At 55.5% G+C, this 17,574-nt stretch carries 16 protein-coding genes; 10 read left to right on the forward strand and 6 right to left on the reverse strand.

Translation table 11 applies throughout. The features are described from left to right. Window positions 1–62: 62 nt before the first annotated feature. The 5 genes from AX768_RS34380 to AX768_RS02235 form a co-directional block, all read right to left on the reverse strand. On the reverse strand, window positions 63–194 hold the full coding sequence (locus AX768_RS34380; RefSeq protein ID WP_442857239.1) for a hypothetical protein: 132 nt from the start codon (window positions 192–194) through the stop codon (window positions 63–65). Window positions 195–272: 78 nt separating this feature from the next. Next, a complete protein-coding gene (locus AX768_RS34385; RefSeq protein ID WP_082778729.1) occupies window positions 273–680 on the reverse strand; it encodes an ankyrin repeat domain-containing protein in 408 nt (135 codons plus the stop codon). Window positions 681–791: 111 nt separating this feature from the next. After that, window positions 792–1,103, reverse strand: a complete 312-nt coding sequence (locus AX768_RS34390) for an ankyrin repeat domain-containing protein (protein WP_082778730.1) — start codon at window positions 1,101–1,103, stop codon at window positions 792–794. A gap of 459 nt (window positions 1,104–1,562) precedes the next feature. Next, window positions 1,563–2,372: a hypothetical protein gene (locus AX768_RS02230; protein ID WP_061998601.1), complete on the reverse strand. Its 810-nt coding sequence runs from the start codon at window positions 2,370–2,372 to the stop codon at window positions 1,563–1,565. 755 nt (window positions 2,373–3,127) lie between these two features. Beyond that, window positions 3,128–3,769 carry a hypothetical protein gene (locus AX768_RS02235; protein ID WP_061998602.1) on the reverse strand — a complete coding sequence of 214 codons (642 nt, stop codon included), beginning with the start codon at window positions 3,767–3,769 and terminating at the stop codon, window positions 3,128–3,130. An 854-nt stretch (window positions 3,770–4,623) separates the two neighbouring features. Between AX768_RS02235 and AX768_RS02245 the strand changes: the two genes are divergently transcribed. The 4 genes from AX768_RS02245 (at window position 4,624) to AX768_RS02260 (ending at window position 10,949) form a co-directional block, all read left to right on the forward strand. Next, the gene (locus tag AX768_RS02245; protein ID WP_197672650.1) at window positions 4,624–6,123 is read left to right on the forward strand and encodes a recombinase family protein; all 1,500 of its coding nucleotides are present in this window, start codon (window positions 4,624–4,626) and stop codon (window positions 6,121–6,123) included. Next, the gene (locus tag AX768_RS02250) at window positions 6,116–7,036 is read left to right on the forward strand and encodes a plasmid partitioning protein RepB C-terminal domain-containing protein (protein ID WP_061998605.1); all 921 of its coding nucleotides are present in this window, start codon (window positions 6,116–6,118) and stop codon (window positions 7,034–7,036) included. Before AX768_RS02245 ends, AX768_RS02250 begins: the two co-directional genes overlap by 8 nt. Next, window positions 7,033–7,932, forward strand: coding sequence for a ParB/RepB/Spo0J family partition protein (locus tag AX768_RS02255; protein ID WP_061998606.1), 900 nt, complete (start codon window positions 7,033–7,035; stop codon window positions 7,930–7,932). The genes AX768_RS02250 and AX768_RS02255 overlap by 4 nt, the downstream gene beginning before the upstream one ends. Window positions 7,933–10,067: 2,135 nt before the next feature. Next, window positions 10,068–10,949: a hypothetical protein gene (locus AX768_RS02260; RefSeq protein ID WP_061998607.1), complete on the forward strand. Its 882-nt coding sequence runs from the start codon at window positions 10,068–10,070 to the stop codon at window positions 10,947–10,949. A gap of 368 nt (window positions 10,950–11,317) precedes the next feature. On the opposite strand, the gene AX768_RS02265 is transcribed toward AX768_RS02260, so the two are convergent. Beyond that, window positions 11,318–11,713, reverse strand: a complete 396-nt coding sequence (locus AX768_RS02265; protein WP_061998608.1) for a hypothetical protein — start codon at window positions 11,711–11,713, stop codon at window positions 11,318–11,320. Between the two features lie 1,297 nt (window positions 11,714–13,010). On the opposite strand from AX768_RS02265, the gene AX768_RS02280 reads away from it, so the two are divergent. The 6 genes from AX768_RS02280 to AX768_RS31825 all read left to right on the forward strand — a co-directional run bounded on the left by AX768_RS02280 (window position 13,011) and on the right by AX768_RS31825 (window position 17,564). Beyond that, on the forward strand, window positions 13,011–13,439 hold the full coding sequence (locus tag AX768_RS02280) for a hypothetical protein (protein WP_061998611.1): 429 nt from the start codon (window positions 13,011–13,013) through the stop codon (window positions 13,437–13,439). A 559-nt stretch (window positions 13,440–13,998) separates the two neighbouring features. Then, window positions 13,999–14,319 carry a hypothetical protein gene (locus tag AX768_RS02285; RefSeq protein WP_061998612.1) on the forward strand — a complete coding sequence of 107 codons (321 nt, stop codon included), beginning with the start codon at window positions 13,999–14,001 and terminating at the stop codon, window positions 14,317–14,319. 38 nt (window positions 14,320–14,357) lie between these two features. Further along, the gene (locus AX768_RS32545) at window positions 14,358–14,528 is read left to right on the forward strand and encodes a hypothetical protein (protein WP_155524162.1); all 171 of its coding nucleotides are present in this window, start codon (window positions 14,358–14,360) and stop codon (window positions 14,526–14,528) included. 34 nt (window positions 14,529–14,562) lie between these two features. Next, window positions 14,563–14,802 (forward strand): hypothetical protein, encoded by a 240-nt coding sequence (locus AX768_RS02290; protein WP_155524163.1) that lies wholly within the window; start codon window positions 14,563–14,565, stop codon window positions 14,800–14,802. Further along, window positions 14,799–14,987 carry a hypothetical protein gene (locus tag AX768_RS02295; protein ID WP_061998614.1) on the forward strand — a complete coding sequence of 63 codons (189 nt, stop codon included), beginning with the start codon at window positions 14,799–14,801 and terminating at the stop codon, window positions 14,985–14,987. The genes AX768_RS02290 and AX768_RS02295 overlap by 4 nt, the downstream gene beginning before the upstream one ends. Window positions 14,988–16,313: 1,326 nt before the next feature. Then, window positions 16,314–17,564, forward strand: a complete 1,251-nt coding sequence (locus AX768_RS31825; RefSeq protein WP_082778731.1) for a patatin-like phospholipase family protein — start codon at window positions 16,314–16,316, stop codon at window positions 17,562–17,564. Window positions 17,565–17,574: the final 10 nt, after the last annotated feature.

Raw genomic sequence — 17,574 nt, forward strand, 5'->3', positions numbered from 1 at the left:
GTCTCGCGACTTGGCGTCGCTAAAGGGCAAAAGGATGCGGACGCCTTCGCCGGTGGGGTCCGTCACCGCCCACGAAAGCGCGGTCTTCCCCCGGCGGTCGCGCATCGCTGCAAGTGCGCGGCCCGGGCCCGATTCAGAATCGCGACGACGGACTCCGGGCTCCTGGCCACGACTGCCCACATCAACGCCGTCATCCCCGAGCCATCGGCGGCGGCGGGGTCGCCGGCCGGCAATAGGATGCGGACGCACTCTGGCTTCCCCGCCTCGGCGGCCTACATCAGAGCTGTCATTCCAGATACGTCTCGCATGTGCGCGTCAATGTGCGGCAGAAGCAGGCGAAGGCAGTCGGCATGCCCGTTGGCCACGGCTTTGTGAAGCGCCGTCTGCCCCTCCTCGTCGGCTAGGAGCGCCCACGAGGCGATCGGCAAACTCTTAAGGCGCTCGACATCCCCCTGGGAGGCGGCCCAGACCAACTCACGTAAGCCCCCTTCTGCATTCATGGATGCTGAATCGACAATGTCAGGATAATTGGGCACAGCGCGCTCCGGCTTCGTGCAGGCATGATTGGGATCGCTCATCACAAGCGACAGGCTGCGCGAGTCGGGGCAAGCCCATCGCTCGGCAAGGAGGGATGAAAGACAATCCGAGACAGCGACTCCGCTTCGACCGCTGCGGCCCATGCCGGCATCCGTTCGCCGCCAAACCGTTCGAGCGCGGCGTCCGCTTGGTCGCGAGCGGACCCTGCGGCCAGGGCATCCGCGCACGCGGCGTGGCCGCCCGCGACGGCCATTTCAATCGGTGTGAGCCCCTCGCGATGCGCCGCGCCAAGTCGCTGAGCGGAGTAAAAGCCTGGCGCATTCCGCGTGGCCCCCGCTGGCCGCGCGCATTACGGGGCTGTAGCCCCATTCGTCAACGCGCGCCGTAGAACGCGCGGACAAAAGCAGGCGACAGCATTCCTCGCGGCCCGCTTGCGCGGCGGTCCTTTTCGCTGACGATGCCTCCATCTGTCTCACCGCGAGTGCCTGTCGCATTATCGCAACAATCAGACCGCTCCACTGGCAAAGCGTCGTGCCGCACTCAGCAACAAGAGCCAATCGAAGCATGATCGCAGCTTGTTGTTCCCACCCGCTGATAGACGCAGTAGGTGAAGCAGCGCGTTAGCCATCAGGCAGATCACACCGCATCGAAGCACCCTCACGCAGTTACCCCCGGTTCACACACGGTCGCACGATATTCGTGCCGTTGACGTGGGAGAGGATCCCCTTGACCCATCAGTCCTGATCGTCCGGCCCGAACATGGGCAGATATACCTCGATCTCCGCGCCACGAACCAGCCGAGCCAAGGACTTTTCGTTTGTGAGCATTTCGCCAGGCGCTGGTGCTCAATCGCGCTGATTGGCTAGCGGATCTGGGGCTACACGATGGCTGAGGCGATCGATCGGCTCGAGCCAGACCGGATGCGATTGCTGCGTCCGGCCGAGCGCATCGTCAACCGCCTAGCGCGAGAGCCACGTGTCCACGGCCCTGGACGACCGTAGACACTTCGCACATCGCACATCGCATTAGCAACCCGACTTATCATCGCACAAGCTGAAACGTTTAATCGACTTGCATGCGCTGATCGATGTTTCCAACCGCTGACGAAATGACTCCGCCAGAGTCTGTGTGGCGAGAGGAATCTCGAAGTCACTTTCGTTCCACGAAAACGTCTCTACACTCATCGCCAAAGGACCGTTAACGGTTGCTTGTGCAGCCTTCTGCGCGATCACGTCCTCTTTGCCCGCTCGGGAAATGAGAGCAACGTCGCCTGTTCCGATAGAAACGGAATATGGGCCTGCGCTGTCGAGCGAGAAGAAGCTCAGCGTTTGTGGGATAAAAATAAGCTCATCGTTTTTCGGTTTGACCGATACGATGGTCACATCGGTAAGGGCCAACTCGAAGATATTTTCCCTATGGCGAAGCGGTATGTTGTCGGCCGGTGACTTGTCGTTAATCCCCACGAGACGAGCAGTTGTCTCAATCGAAACAACAAGTCTGCAGGCACTCCCGTCCAGCAGTTTCGACCGCCAACTCACCGTTCCAACAAGCTTGTCCGTTCGTTCAGGGGAAGAAGACCCTATGAAGTTAAGGGTCACGCTACCTGCAGTAGACAGGTGTTGATTTGCCCATTGAGTTGCGGCCAACGCTCTATGGAGTTCGAGATCCTTAACTTTCGTGAATAACAGCCACGACGCGGGCGGAGCCGCTATCAGTGCAAGGCAGACAACCGCGGCACGGTAGCCATAGCGAGCAGACACCCACTGAAGGCAAAACTCCCAAAAACTGGCTGGAAGCTTCCGGTCAGAGTCTTCGCCTTGCTTTGAGCTTTTCATCGCTCGCCTCCTGTTAATCAACAGACTAAGCGCAGGATGCCAGCCCTCTATAGTTTGGGCAATTTCGATTACCCTCGAGGTGACTTTCTATATCCGGCGATCAGCTTGAGAGCCAGGATAGTCGCTCGAGCTCCGGGTCCAACTTGATGATCATCGGGTAGGCGTAGCGCAGCTCGGACCACTCCATGTCGAAGATACTCCATGAATAGTCGTAAGGAAATAGTGCAAGAGGTGGAGAGGCGCGGAGAAGGCGGTAGTTATGGAGAGACGGAATATGTCGCGTGCGTTCAGATGAACGTCGCTTTCGCAAACGGGAGCCGTCGCCGACACTTTGCAAGATTTTTATCGGTCTGTTGCGATGGCGGTCCGGGTGCGGCCGATGGCCGGTTCCGCTAGGGTGAGAGTCCTAGAAGGCCGGTGCATCGAACATGGCCCTGCGTTGACTATTCCTGCATCGCAAACACCGTCCCTTATAGAGCCAGGCCCCGCAGGCGAGCGCTTCCTCATACCGCCGCACGATCCCTTGCTACATCTATTTTTTTAGGCAGATTGCTTCGTAAATTCCTTAGCCAACTGATCCGGGGACAACATCGATGAATGTTCCAGGAGCTCCCGTGTTCTGTTCGACAATCGACCCGTCGTATGCAAAGGTGATCCGAGCACCGTGCGCGACGCTCTGACTCTTAGCGCGGGGCGGGGTTCGGCGCCCACCATTTGGCCGAGCAAAGAAAGCTTGCGGCGCGGATATTGGTCCTTCAGAGGTATCGAACAGCGAACTGCTTGTCTAGGTCGTCGAAGAAGCGTTGGCGGTAAAGAGCGATGAGGCGTTGATAGGACTCGGCGATGCTATCCCGCGTGCTCGCGCTGCCGTCAGCCAGAGAAAACGTCTCGTCGTAGGTGAATGTCCGGAGGACCTTGCCTTGGCTCTCCACTTCAAATGAAGCTCGCAGCTTCATGACGAACACGTCGGGCGTCCCAAGCAGCGCGAGACCGACAAACGGAACCTTTTTTGCCGCTCGGAAGATCCAATATGCGTCGACCTTTTCAAGGCGAACGATCACCTTTTGACCGGAGCCGGGCTCGCGAATGGTGGCTTTGTTGAAATAGGCCTTTATGTCCTCGGCGACCGTTTGGCTCGTCGGTTGCCTGACTCCGACCTCGGTGTCGCCGAACACGCCTTCGTTCTCGAGTTTTGAAGCAGTCGCCCGGTCAAAGATCTCCACCGACGAAAGCTTCGCCCTGCTTTCCGGGGCAAGGGTGGTCCGCACCAGGTCGCCGGATTTAGAAACGTCAACTGGCGGCATCGGCGCGCAACCTGCAAGCGCCACTATGAGCGTGAACCCGAACGCAATTGCGCCGCATCTTGTAGCCTCTTTTGGCTTCCGCTTGTTTTTCATAGCTGCCCCGTGAGATTAATTGGTGTTGTCGGCTCGCATTCTCTCGCGGCGTGGCCACTCGTTTCTGTGGGCTTGCCTACAAAGGGGTCGCGTTCGGTCTGTCATCACGACGCCGGCTGACTTGGCGATCGCGCAGATCCCACATCTCTTCACGAGTCCACACCCACGAAAAGCGCTGACGCTCCAACGACAACGCTTTTTATACGGCTTTGGCGGGCAACATCGACCTAACACTATGTTCTGGTTAAGGTTGTATCCAGACATGGCGCGAGCATTAAGATGGATATGGGACGATTGTAGGGGAAGCCCAAAACCCCGCCGATGCTAGCGTCGTCCACTCAACAACGAAAGCGCCTCTTCGATAAGCGCTACTGAGGCATTGACGTCTCGGGCCTCAACATCCGCTCGACCTGAAAGCGCCAAACAGGCGAAGTGCACGGCATGCGAATGCTTCGCCAGGATCATCAAATCAGCGCCGCTTGGACCCCGAGTTGCCGACAGCCAATTCTGCGCCGTTCGGTCGCTCGCCCCCGTCCAACGAGTCAAGGTCTTGATAGCCCTTCGCGACCCTCCCAATTCTTGATGCAAAGCGACGGCTATGGCGAAAGGGTATTCCTGGCCGACGGGCGGTGTCTGATCCATGCGCAACTTCTTGCGTGTTTTCGGCAACATTTTACGCGGCTCCAAAAGTATATTTTGTGCACGCGCGCCTCGTTGGCAAGACCAGCCAAGCCGCTTCCCGGCGCTGAATATCCTCGCTGGGTCATGGAGGGGACGGGGTGAGCAATTCAGCGCGCAACGACGAGACCGCCGCGACGAACGCGCCGAGAGGCCGCGCCGCGGCCTACGTGCGGATGTCGACGGATCACCAACAATATTCGACCGAAAATCAGCGAGATGTCATTCGGGCCTTCGCCGACATGCGCAACCTCGACATCACGCGGACCTACGCCGATGAGGGAAAAAGCGGATTGCGGCTGGATGGGCGCGCTGCGTTGGAAGCCTTAATCCGAGACGTCGAGGCCGGAACGGTCGACTTCTCGGTGATCCTGGTTTATGACGTGAGCCGGTGGGGCCGCTTTCAAGATCCGGACGAGAGCGCCAGCTATGAAATTCGCTGCAAGCACGCAGGCGTGCGTGTCCTTTACTGCGCCGAGCAATTTGAAAACGACGGCAGCCCGGTGTCGAGCATCATCAAAAGCGTTAAACGAACAATGGCGGGAGAATACAGCCGCGAGCTGAGCGTCAAGGTGCATGCGGGTCAAAGTCGCCTGATTCGCCATGGCTATCGCCAGGGCGGCCCGGCCGGATATGGGCTGCGCCGACAGTTGATTGACCAAGCTGGGACAGTGAAGGGCGAGCTGAACCGGGGCGACCAAAAGTCAATCCAGACCGATCGCGTGATTTTGACACCTGGGCCGGCGGATGAGATCGCGACGGTGCGATGGATCTATCGGCAATTCGTGGAGGAAGGGCGTAGCGAAACGGAGATCGCCGAAGCCCTCAACGTCGAGGACAAGAGGACGGACCGAGACGCGCCGTGGACTAGAGGGACAGTCCACGAAATACTAATCAATGAGAAATACATCGGCCACAACGTTTGGAATCGAACGTCCTTCAAACTTAAAGCAGAACGGGTCAACAATCCACCGGCTTCGTGGACACGCTTGGACAACGCCTTCGAGCCGTTGGTCGACACGCTGATGTTTGAAGCGGCAAGGCAGATCATCTTGGGGCGATCCTATCGCCTGAGCGACGAAGAGATGCTCGACATCTTACGCAAGGTCCTCCTTAAAAATGGCTACTTGTCGGGGCTCGTGATTGACGAGGCGCCGAGTTGCCCGTCAAGCGCAGCATATCAGACACGTTTTGGAAGTCTCCTGCGGACCTATGGCTTGATCGGATACCGGCCTGGGCGCGACTACCGATACGTGGAAATCAATCGCCGCTTGCGAGAGCTTCATCCCGAAGTGGTGGCTCAAGCCGTGGGGGCGATGACCGACGTGGGCGCTAGAGTGGAGAGCGATCCGAAGACGGGCCTTCTTTGGGTGAATGGCGAGTTCAAGGTGTCGCTGGCGTTGTGTCGCTGCCAAGCCACGGAGGCAGGCACCAACCGTTGGTTGGTGCGCTTTGACAACGCGTTGAAGCCCGACATCACGGTCGCGGTGCGCATGGAGTTCGACGCCGCTTCGATCCGCGACTACTACTTGCTTCCGGCAGTCGATGTCTGGGAGGACCGCGTGCGCCTGGGAGACCACAACGAACGCGGCTTTGACGCATACCGTTTTGAAGACCTTGGAATGTTGGTCCATCTAAGCCGCCGAGTTCCTCTTCGAGGGTTGTCTTATGGATAACAAAGTCAAAAATCGCGCGGCGACCTTGCCGCGGGAAGACAAGATAACGCTGATCCCTGCGATCCAGTTAAGGGTGCTGAACCCTCGAACTCGGAACAGCCTGTTTTTTGCCCAGCTCGTGGAAAGCATTGCCACGGTCGGACTTAAACGTCCCATCACCGTGGCGGCCGGCCGTCGCTCCGAGCCGGAGGATGAGTGGTATGAGGTGCTGTGCGGGCAGGGTCGGCTCGAAGCTCTGCAGTCGTTGGGAGAGACCGTTATTCCGTGCAGCGTCGTGCAGGCGGATCAAGTTGAGCGCTATCTGATCACATTGACAGAAAACATCGCCCGGCGACGGCACACCACCGAGGAGCTTCTCAGCGGGCTGAGGGTTCTGCGTGCGCGTGGCTACACGACGGAGCAAATAGCGCGCAAAACAAACTTGGACACTGGCTACATCAACGGAATTTTGAATCTGCTGGAAAACGATGAACAGCGGCTGCTGAGGGCGGTCGAAAAGCGGGTGGTGCCAATGTGGTTGGCATTGGAGATCGCTCGCTCGTCCAGCAACGAAGTCCAGGCAGCCATGATCGTCGCTTATGAAAACGGCACGCTCAAAGGCGATCAACTTATGAAAGTCCGCAAGCTCATCTCCAAGCGCGAGGCGGTCGGAAAAGCATTTCATTCGAAAAAGCCTTTGCCCGAAGACACGCCCACGCCCTTGAAGCTGCTGAGAACCTATCAAACCGAAGTCCGTCGACAAAAGCTGATGATTCAAAAGTCGAACATTCAAGAGCAGCGGTTGCTTTTGATTGTGTCTGCCCTTCGGAAGTTTTTGGCTGATGATCACTTTAGGACCTTGCTTCGTGCTGAAGGAATTAAAGACATTCCTGAAGCCGTTGCGCAACGGATTCCCACGGAGCTTTTGCCATGAGCACAGTCAAACACGGATTCGATTTGCAAATCATCCAGGTTTCGCTTGATCGAATCCGCCTCGCGTCTCCACTGCCAGCTAAAACCCTCGGCACGGCCAAATACCGCACGATCCTCAGCTCGATTCGCGAGTTAGGCGTCATTGAGCCGTTGGCAGTCCATCCGGCAAAAGATTGCCTCGGCGACTTTGACTTGCTCGATGGTAGGCTCCGACTCGAAGCCCTGAAGGTCTTGGGCCGAGAGACCGCGCCCTGCATGGTGTCGCACGACGATGAAGGATTCACCTTCAACCGTCACATTAACCGAATCACAGCGGTCCAGGAGCACAGGATGATTCGCGCCAGCTTGGCGAAAGGCGCCTCGGAAGAACGAATCTCCGAAGTCTTAAAAATAGACGCCCGTAGAATTCGCGAAAAAATCCATTTGCTGGACGGAGTGGCGCCAGAAGCGGTCGCCTTGCTTAAGGACCGGCAAGCTATTCCCAAAATTTTCGCTGCTCTCAAGAAAATGAAGCCGATGCGGCAGATTGAAGCTGTCGAGATGATGATCGCGGCCAACCGGCTCACTGCAACTTACGCCGAGATGATCTTGCTTACGACCCGTCCTGACTCACTGTCGGCGCAAGCTCAACCCAAAAAGAAGGACGCCATCTCAGCCGAAGACATCGCGCGCATGGAAGCGGAAATGGAGCGGCTTCACCAGGATTGTCAAGCGGTCGAGGACGGGATCGGCGATACGATGTTGTCATTAGTGGTTGCAAAAGGGTTCATGAATCGGCTACTCAAAAATGAAAATATCTTCGGCCATTTGCGAATGCACCATGAAGACTTGCTCGGCAGCCTCGTCGCCACGATGGACGCGATTTCGGCTGACAGCCGAACGCCGTTGAGGGAGTGAACGCGGCGAAAGCGCTTAAAGGGGATGAAGCTATCGGATGTGCTAATTGAGTCGGATTTTGCAGCGGTGCATTTCGCTGTTAAGGCTATGCATGTTTGCCGGGTCGAGCTACGATGCATTGTCCTTTGCGGTGACGGCCTCTCAGCTAATCGCGCACCCGCCGTAAGGCGGGTTTTTTCGTAATCGTCAAATCATTTTTGATTACAGGAAGCGCGTTCGGGTTCAGCGCGACGATCTTATCTCAGTCGCATTCAGTGCCTGTGTGAAGAACACTAGCGGCTTTACGCGAAAGTGGCGGCGAGGACAACCCTCACGGAGAGAGGGGCGAACCGCCAAGTTGAGGGCAACACCCTGGTGCCAGAGGCGCCGCCCGATCCGAACCGCCCAACCACGATCGTCGAGGATGACGTCGGCGCGTGGTGAACAACGCTATTTTTTTGGTTGGCGCTTTATGAGCGTCATTAAGATTGGCACGATCACGCTCAGGCAGGCAGGATCTAGGCAAAAATGTATTTCCATAATAAAACCTCAGTTACGCGGCCGGAATGGCCGCGACTGGAGTAATCCTAAAACTTGTTTTTCGTTGCGACGTGTTCTGTTTTCCTCGCTTTCGAGCGCTACCAAGCCTATTAAAAATAAAGGAAAAAATCTTTAGAAACCGATGGTCTATTAAATGATGCCGCCCTATTTTCTCGCCGTTCAGCGCAGACGGAAGGGCGCGCGACCGTGGGGCCACGCGCCGAAGACGGTCGCGCTCGTCAAGGAAGAAATCGTTTGATGCCCTATTTTCTTTTCTTTACGAGACGACCTGCGGAGAACTAGAATCCCTATAGCGCAATTGACCCGTTTGTCAAAGCGCTCTAGGCTAGTTGGGCCAGTTGATCATTGCCTCAATCAGCTTGGCCATGCCGGTGCACAAAAGCCCGGCAGCATATAGCACTGCAATCAAAGTTTGCATTGAATTGCCTACCATTGGTGATTCAAACCGGAAGAGGTCTCGCCTGGTTGCTTGGTCGGCGTCTTTGCCGAGCTCCTCTTCCACCCTTTCCAAAGAACGGCTCCGATTTTGGGAGCCGTTGCTGTTTGGACCTCCGCGCAGTCCTCCTCTGAGACAGTGTTAAAAACACAACCTGTAGAGTCAAATCACTTGACACCTACATAATATTGACATTCCGCACAGTATCAAAAGCTTTTATTTGCTGAGGAATACACTAACCGGTCTTGACTTTTCGGATGCTAAAAACGGGCAAGGCTCCGCAAGCTTGTAAGCGCGCAACGCGCTGCACCGCAAAAATTCCACATCGCTGTTTCCTTGCTACAAAGCCTGACGCCGTAACGGGGAACGCAGTTTCAGCCGGCATCCTCTAAAAGTTTTTGATCACGCTCCTCCTTCAACAAATTGGCGATGTGCCTCGGCACAACTGCTGTGAATACCTCACGCCTAATTGCTACGTTGCCCACTAGAAAGCAGGATCATCCTGTCGGCCACGCTTCCCGTTTAACTGCGCGCGCCAACGCCCTTAGATCCACGCACTTATTCTGCAGTCAGTTCCCACTACAACGCAAACTTAATCGAGAGCTATGAAGCATGGGCCGCCATTCCAACGCGGAGCCGGCCGGTGGCCTGTAGCAACTCCATCAGCCGCATGATATCTACGCGCACGCGCACTTCGTATAGCTGGCTCTCTTGCTAGCTAGCACCCATGCGGTGTGGCCAGCGTCGCAAACGCTGGTTCATGAGACGCAGCACTGGTAACGCGATGAAAAGTTGCCGCGATTCTTCATAGCGAAACCTCTTGCCGGTCCTGTAGCGGCTTCGGCTGCATTGGTGCCGCGAACGTCGGTATGCTCTTTATGCCAGCTTTCACGGTTCTGTATTGCAAACCTCTGATTTAAAAGAATGGGGTAAGCAATGCGTGACGCCACCACAACCGGCCCTCCATCGTCCTTTCCCTCTACGCCAATAGCTACACCCTAGCAGGCATCCCGTGCTCATTGCCAAAGCGCAGAGGGGGCCTATTAAAACTGCGCCGCGGCTCCATTGTTGTTCGAAAGAGACAGACAAACAAACTGCCTACGATCCTCCTACGTCCGGTTGATATCGTCGCTGCTCTTCTAATTCGAAGGAGCAAACAGTGGAGAACTTAAGCGCAGAGACCTTGGACTCGGGAATCGCTGACGATGTAGATCGTGAGTTGGATAAACTCGAAATGGAGCTAAAAAGTGAGCAGCCTCGCCATCGACCAACGCACGTGGTCACAGGCGTGCCAATAGCTTTGACGTGGGCGGACCTCACTGAATGTCGCTCGGAGCTTTCAAACGGCGAACTGCTAAAGCGACTTGCGGCACAGGCAGCGCGGGTGGCTTCCGGCGCTCAATTCGATGCCGAGCGTGTTGAGTATCGGAAACTGCATTTGGCTTTGAACAGGAAGTTGTTGACCCCGCCTCGGGTGCGGCCGCTGATTCCAGGCAAGCGACATGGTCACAAGATTGGTTTCACGCGGAGCGATGGAGCGCTGATCGTCGACAAGCAGGTTATCGACTTGGACTGGTTGCACTGTGCGAAGAAGCGGGATCGAATACCTGAACCGGGTTTCGAGCACATGTTCCTGAACGACCAGTGCATCGACTGGGTTTCCGCTGAGGCGCTGGCCCTCAAAAATTGGAAACCGGAGACAAAGGTGATCCAATCTCTGATGCTATCGGATGCCGAGCAGTTTCCGCTTGTCCTGTTGCAGACTCCAAAGCTTAGAGCGCGATGGTCGAGGATTCGCAAGCAGGCTCCGGCCATCGAGACAGCGTTGAAGAATCGCGCCGAGCGCTTTACCTCAATGCGTGGTCAGGAGCATGCCTTGGCTCTCATTTGGCAAGCTGACGAGTTGGGACTCGATGCGCCCTTGCGAATCAAGGCAAATTTGCACCAGTGGATGTCTAGTGCTTCCGAGCCTTTGTCGACCGAGCGCTTCCGAGAACAGAAGCGGCGGGTGCGTAGGCATCTGGAACAAACAGGTGCGTAAAAGGGAGGGGTAAGGTGATGGGGCGGCTACCTAGCGGGGAGCGTATTTCCTAATGATCTAATTGATTTTATTGGAATATCTGGACTTTCCATTCCGCTGTTCAGTGCGTAGCATTTAACATCAAGCAAGTAGCAAGAAGCTTTGATACTAAAGGGGGCGCTTACGCGCCCGCCCTTGATTCTTATCTAGCGCCTTGTGCTTACCAAGAGACTGCTGCTGCGGCGTCGGCTCCGCCGCCCGCCGCGGGATGTCGCGCAATCTCACGTAGTAACGTCACCAATTTCAGTGCTTTGTGGGCACAGATATCCCGCGCCAGCAAAATGAGGGATTGAGTCGGGAGGGAACGATGCGCCCGGTTCGTGTGCAGGTCAGGTGGTAACGATGGCAAGCACCGCGGCGCGATCGATAACGACGGGCGCCGCATTGGTGTCCCGAGTGATGTATCGATAGGATTCGATCAACTTCTTCTCCGACTCACTTATCAGCATCGTCCCGAACATCGATTCGATCTGCTCGAGAAGGCCGGGGTGGTTTTCTTTAAGCGCAAGGCGGAGCAGATGAGCTCCATCAAGACCAACTGCTGTGGCAAAAGAGGGTATCTTAGTAAGAGGAATTTTCATGTCGCCTTTTCTGATGCGCTTCGCAACGGCAGCGCTCGAAAATCCACACGCTTCAGCTATTGCCTCATCGGAAATGCACGTTTTTTCAATTGCACGTAAAACCAAAGCATGCAGATCGCCTTTACATGTCTTTTCTGGTCGCATGTTAGTAACCCTTAATAATTAGCATGCTTTATTTTAGTCAGAACGATGTTTGCTACACACGGCAGTTGCAACGGGCAACCCGACACAACTAGTTGTTAACTATATGTTTGCGAGATCGTGGAGGTGCGTGGTTGCGTTTAAAACGCCTTCGAAGCTTATACCAGGGTGCGAATAGATGGTGCGACCGGGTGCACAATGTGCGCGAACTGTGCTAACTAAGCGAGCCAACACCCTACCTGATCATACGGCGTCTTCCACACTGCCTAAATGCAGATGCATGACCAGGAGGTCCTAGGTCTACAGCCGTTGTTCGATGGGGTTGCTTTCCTCGGCGGCGGCGTCGGAAGACGGGGCCTTATACATCGGTTTCACGTTTCTTTGGAGCGTGGGCGGGGAACTACAGGCACGCAGTTGTAGGCGACGACCGTCTTCGGCCATTTGTCGCGCAATGGATTCTTGCTAGCTGCTGAAATAGACCGCAACCGCAACATTCTATATAGATCGAGGGATCTGATGAAGACTTTCGTAAAGTGCATAGACGGGGTGTTTGCCGTGATGCTTCCAGCAGAGATCGCGGACGCCGTCGCAATAGACGGCGAATCGGAAATTTCGATAGCCCGGATAAACGACGTGATTGTGATGCGTCGTTTGCCTCAACCCTTTTCGCGGGAGCGTTTCATCCGGCAAGCAAGGGCGCGGGATCCTTCCGAGCAACATCCACTTATCGATTTCGGGCCGCCGCAAGGCAGCGAAAGTGGGGGTCCCGACGATCCGGCACGCGACGACAAATGGTAATCGGGCGGGGAGGGACTTCCCGCCGCCAACGAAAGCTATTCTTAGGTGGATTCAAGCCGGCTACGTGATTGATCTGGCGGGCAAGGGGATGAGATGTCTGCGGCCCGAAACCGAAATCGTAATCGCGACTGCCGGCCTGCCAGCCATACAGCTAATTAAAGAACCAGAAAGACAAATCGGCCTGTAAGGAGGCAACTGGCAGTCAGCCAGCAAGGCAGTCTGATATCTGGAGCGATGGATGGCTAGGGAGGCTGCTTGCTAGAAAGACGGCTAACGAATGAGCTAATCTACGACATGATGGTGAGAGTGCAGATCCTGCTCGCACGGCAGATCAGCTCGGCCGCATGCAGATCGTCTGACCATCTCGAACAGAACTGCGCGCTGATGCTGCGTCACCTAGGCGATCTAGTCGGTGCTACCGCAAGGATCAATAAAGATCTTGACCGGCTTCGTGCTCGCGTGGAGGGCATCGAGCGACAGCTGGAACTGTTGGAGTGACGGCATGAAAACGTGGAACTACGACGAGCTCACTGCGGCGACCGAGGCAGTGAGTCAGGGCCTGCTGGAAAGAATCGAATTCGACCCTCACCAACAGGACTATTACGAACTCCAAGCATGGGGCGCTTTTGTCCTGTGGCACCGTTTGACGAACGACGTCCGCGCCGAGCTCCCTGAGTGCGCAAAGGACTTTAAGAGGCTCGAAAAGCCATTCAAAAACTTTCAGCAAAGCGCTTGGACGAGGCTAAAGCGCGCCGGAAGCTGGCGTGAGAGGAACGGAGGTAGCAGGCCACAGCTCTGTCTATTGGAGCAAGTAACGGGGTTCGCCGGGAAAAACCCTTGTCCGGTGAAGTCCGCGCCTCCGTCAGTTATTGTTGCATGTGCCTTCTCGGAAGCTAGGACCGGCTTGCGCTATGCCCAAGTGGAGCTGTGACGAAGCAACGACCTGGAGACTGGACAGATGACCGACACTCTCAAAATCTTTAAGCGCCTTACAGATGCTGGGATGCCAGCGATCCAGGCCGAGATAATCGCGAACGAGCTATTCGACATACAGCGGGCAGGGGGGGCGACTCCCCCAATCCCAGCCGAGCCGCGCTATTCAAGAAATCCGCTTTGGAATTGGTATGTCGGCAATTCATCAAGACATCCATTCCTGAATGGTGTTGCCACCGGCCTGGTCTTGGTCGCCGTCGAGTGGGCTATCGTATATCCGGCCGTTGACTTGGTAGTAGCCCATTTACATGGGCACTAACGCGTCGCAGCGAAGTCGTCGCCGCACAGAGCCGCCATCGCGATTACTCGAGCCGTGCATGGCTGCGGGCCACGAGAGGGACCTTGCACTTGAGCGCGCCGCAAACGGGACCGGTTTGCATCAGGATGGCGCTCGGATGCTGCAATTCGCATTTGGCAAATAGCGCGGAGGATATGGTGGCCCCAAGCGGCGGATTTCGGGGCGATAATTCGTCGATCGATCACTCGGAAAACACCCCATGTCCGAAAAGCTCACAATCGAAGTCCCTGACGAACTACTGCGCCAGTTCTCGCGCGCATCGGGTTACGTAGACGGCGCGAAAGGACACGATCAAACGCGCCGGTTCCTGCTGGAGATGGCCGAGAAAGGCATTAGCGCCAGTCTCGCCGATGAGGACGCGTTCTATGCTGGGAGCCGCCCCAGCGTCACCATCAACGGCAAGATCTTGTCGCGAGATCAGGCGATGGCGGTCTGGACGGCAATCACGCGCTACGGCGATGCACTGAAGGACAGTGACATGGGTCCAATCGATGAGGTTCGCTCGATCATTGGGCAATAGGATTTCGAACCGCACTTGGGGAACCCATAGGCGGCGCTATGACGGAACAGCCGTTTTACCGCGAAGCGAAGTTTCAGCTTGAAATCCTGAAGGATCGCATCTACGCGTCGACCGCCGGCGAGGACGATGAGATTGCTATGGCGCGGGCTTCGCGGCTGCTCAAAGAGCTTGAGATAAGGGCTGGCCTACATCCCAGCGAATCCCCGTAGACGTTCGATGAAGTCGTGACCTGGGAGAATGAAAATGGTGATTGATGGAGAGCACGACTTCTATACCGCCGCACGCCGTCTGCACGATGACGTGCTGGTCCCACAGATTGGTATTCAGCAGCTCGACCGCATGAAGGTGGACTTCGATGCTTCCGTCGCGAACATCAAGGCCGCGATGGATTCGCTGGAGCGCGGGATCAAAGAAAACGGTGATCGGCTCGAGCGGATGTCATTCGAAGATAGAGAGATACTTCGGAACCGGATCACCGAATGAACGAGTCAGAGAGGAACGATCTGATCTTAGCCAAGCTGACTGAAATCGAGCGGCTCGTCAACGAGATGCGCGACATGCTCCACGATGAAGCCACCGGCATTCTTGGGACGGTTGACAGCATCGAGGCGTCGTTGCAACGGACGAGCGAGCTGATGCGAGAGCGCGTGGCACATCGAAAAGAGTAGCAGCCGAAGAGTTGATAAACCGTATTATTGGGGCGCGTAGAGAACCGGTGAAAAACTCTTCTCGCACGACAAAGCCGATCGCCCAGGCGTCCATATCCAACAGCGGCGAACGTCACCTGAGATCTCCGGGAATCCCATGAAGGCAGTTCGGGAAAGCGGACCAACCCTTATCAATGCATCGTAACCTGAGAGTTTCCCGACGCATCGTTCACCAAAGTCCAGCTTGGCAGCGACTGGTTATATATCTCATCAACCGCTTTGCCAAGTCCTCATGGCTACCTCCGAGCGGCCGAATCCCGCTATCCGAAACGCCTCGAGCATTTCGTCCTCGGGTGGGACTTCGTCATCGGATAAGAGTAGAACGGACATGAACTCGATAACGTCTGCCTTGTCTCCGAATACGTGGGTCCAGCTAGCGGACTAGTCAGATGGATGCAGCACCGCCGCACGCTCACACGGCAACTGCAATGCATACCTTCCGATCCAGCACGACGACTTTGCCAAGCATCTACTCTACGCGTCAGTTGAGAAGGGTAAGTTTGGTGGCATACAACTATTCCGTTGCGCGTGATCTTCCTGGCTGACGAGTTGGCAAGCAGGCTCGCTCGCGCATACCCACCATTCGCTATGAGAAGCAACGCAGCTTCAGCGACCGGTTCTTCGCACCTATTGTGGATGGCGATGTGGCGTGGGAGGAGGTTACGGCAGTCGAGGCAACCGATTCGGCCCAAGCGCGGGTGCTGGGTGTGGAGGGCAATGGCAACTTCATCGGCGAGGGTCTCATCACGCGCAACGCGCAAAAACGCCGATGATTGCTTGTCGAGGCTGCGGAGGTCGCCAATCGCCTCTTCTATTGGGTGGCGGTGACCTACTATATAGCGAGGCTCGTGAGTCCGACGCTAATAGTTCGTCTCGCGACAACCGAAGCAGGCGGTCCAAGAAGACGAACGGGGCTATTGTCTAACAAAGACTTGTCCGATTTGAAGGATACGCTGACGTGTTATTTGTTGGGACGTTGCTTTTCGCGGGTGCGATGTTAGCGCTCGAAGCGGAGGATTCGAGTAGTTCGGGGCAAGCGCAAATTCGTCTACGACGCGTTGCGAAATTCTGGCGTCGAAAGTAGGACTTCGGAGCCAGTGCCGCGTTCGGCAGCGACGCTACATGGCGGTCTTCTTTAAGGGTTTCACCTATCAATTTGGTCCGGTCCGATTTCACTATATTGCCTACTCTTAGTAAAGTTGTCGTCGACTCATCCATTTGGCAGAGGACGGTCTGCACGTCAACGTTAGACGTTACCGTTTATTTACTCGAGAGCAATGACGCGAAATGGAAAGCCAAATCATCTTATGTCTTTCCGGGGGCGGATTTCGGGCCACGATATTTCATCTTGGCGTCCTGGACTATTTGGCGCAGTCTGGTCGGCTTAACATGGTGAAGTCAATTTATGCCGTGTCTGGAGGTGCTCTTACGGCTGCACACTTATCGCATCATTGGGAAGAGTATACAAACATAGAGAGTTTCCCAAGTGCAGCGGTCCGTCTGCTTGAATATTGTCACCATGGGGTGATTGAAAATATCGTGATTTCCAGCGTGATATCAAACGCTACTCGATCGAATCGGTTTGAAAAAACAATCCATCCACTTTTTGATATTCCTATCCCGGCAAGCGCTAGACCGACTTATTTAGTCAGTTCGAGTCTTACTGACATGTCTCAATTTGCTGTTGAAATTAAGTCGAGACGTCTCTATAGATGTGGGAAGGATGAAGAAACGCCAAGAGACCTGGGAAAAAGCAGCCTAAGCACTTCTAGGGCGGTTGCGATGTCGGCCTCTTTCCCATTGGTGTTTGAGCCAACTTATTTGAGCCCCGGGATAACTGGTCTCGATATGTCTGCCCTCGGGAAGATCCATTTGGTCGCCGACGGCGGCATTGTCGACAACCTTGGAATTAAAATGGCATTTTCAAACGAAAATGCCCGATCGAATGGCTGCATCTATCTAGTTAGTGACGCAGGGCCAATATTCGACGAATTGGAGCCAGGCCAGGGTAGCGTGACTTTCCTATCTCCGCTGCGGACAGTCGATTACTTAATGAACCAAAACGCGGATACTGTTGTGAAGACGACGCGGTCGCGAATCGCTGACGACGGCGCACGTCTGGCGATTGTCAGCTTGAACGCTGCGCGGCGCGTTGTGAACGAACTTGATATAGGTGTAGAGCCGGCGCTTATTCATGCGGTAACGAGAATGCGAACAAACCTCGATGCGTGTTCTATTGTCGAAATCACGAGTCTATACCGGCTTGGACTTCTCTTGGCGCAGGAACAGCTTTCCGTGGATACCTTTGATGATCCATCCATCAAGTCCAATGGTCTGATAGAGGCTCAAACGATCGACGGGCATTCGTTGCAAAGACCTTGGAAGGAGATCGCGCTTTGCCCCCAGATGGAAAAGCGCGGCTCGGCCGTCGATCTTTTTTTTAAGAATCCACGAATCTTCGTTTTTTGCGCTTTGCTCAGTATTATCGGAATCGCGTCGCTTTTCGGTATCGTGTTTAGCTTATTTTTTCAGCAATAACTCACTTTGA

It is taken from the genome of Burkholderia sp. PAMC 28687 (genome assembly GCF_001577465.1).
Lineage (GTDB): Bacteria > Pseudomonadota > Gammaproteobacteria > Burkholderiales > Burkholderiaceae > Caballeronia.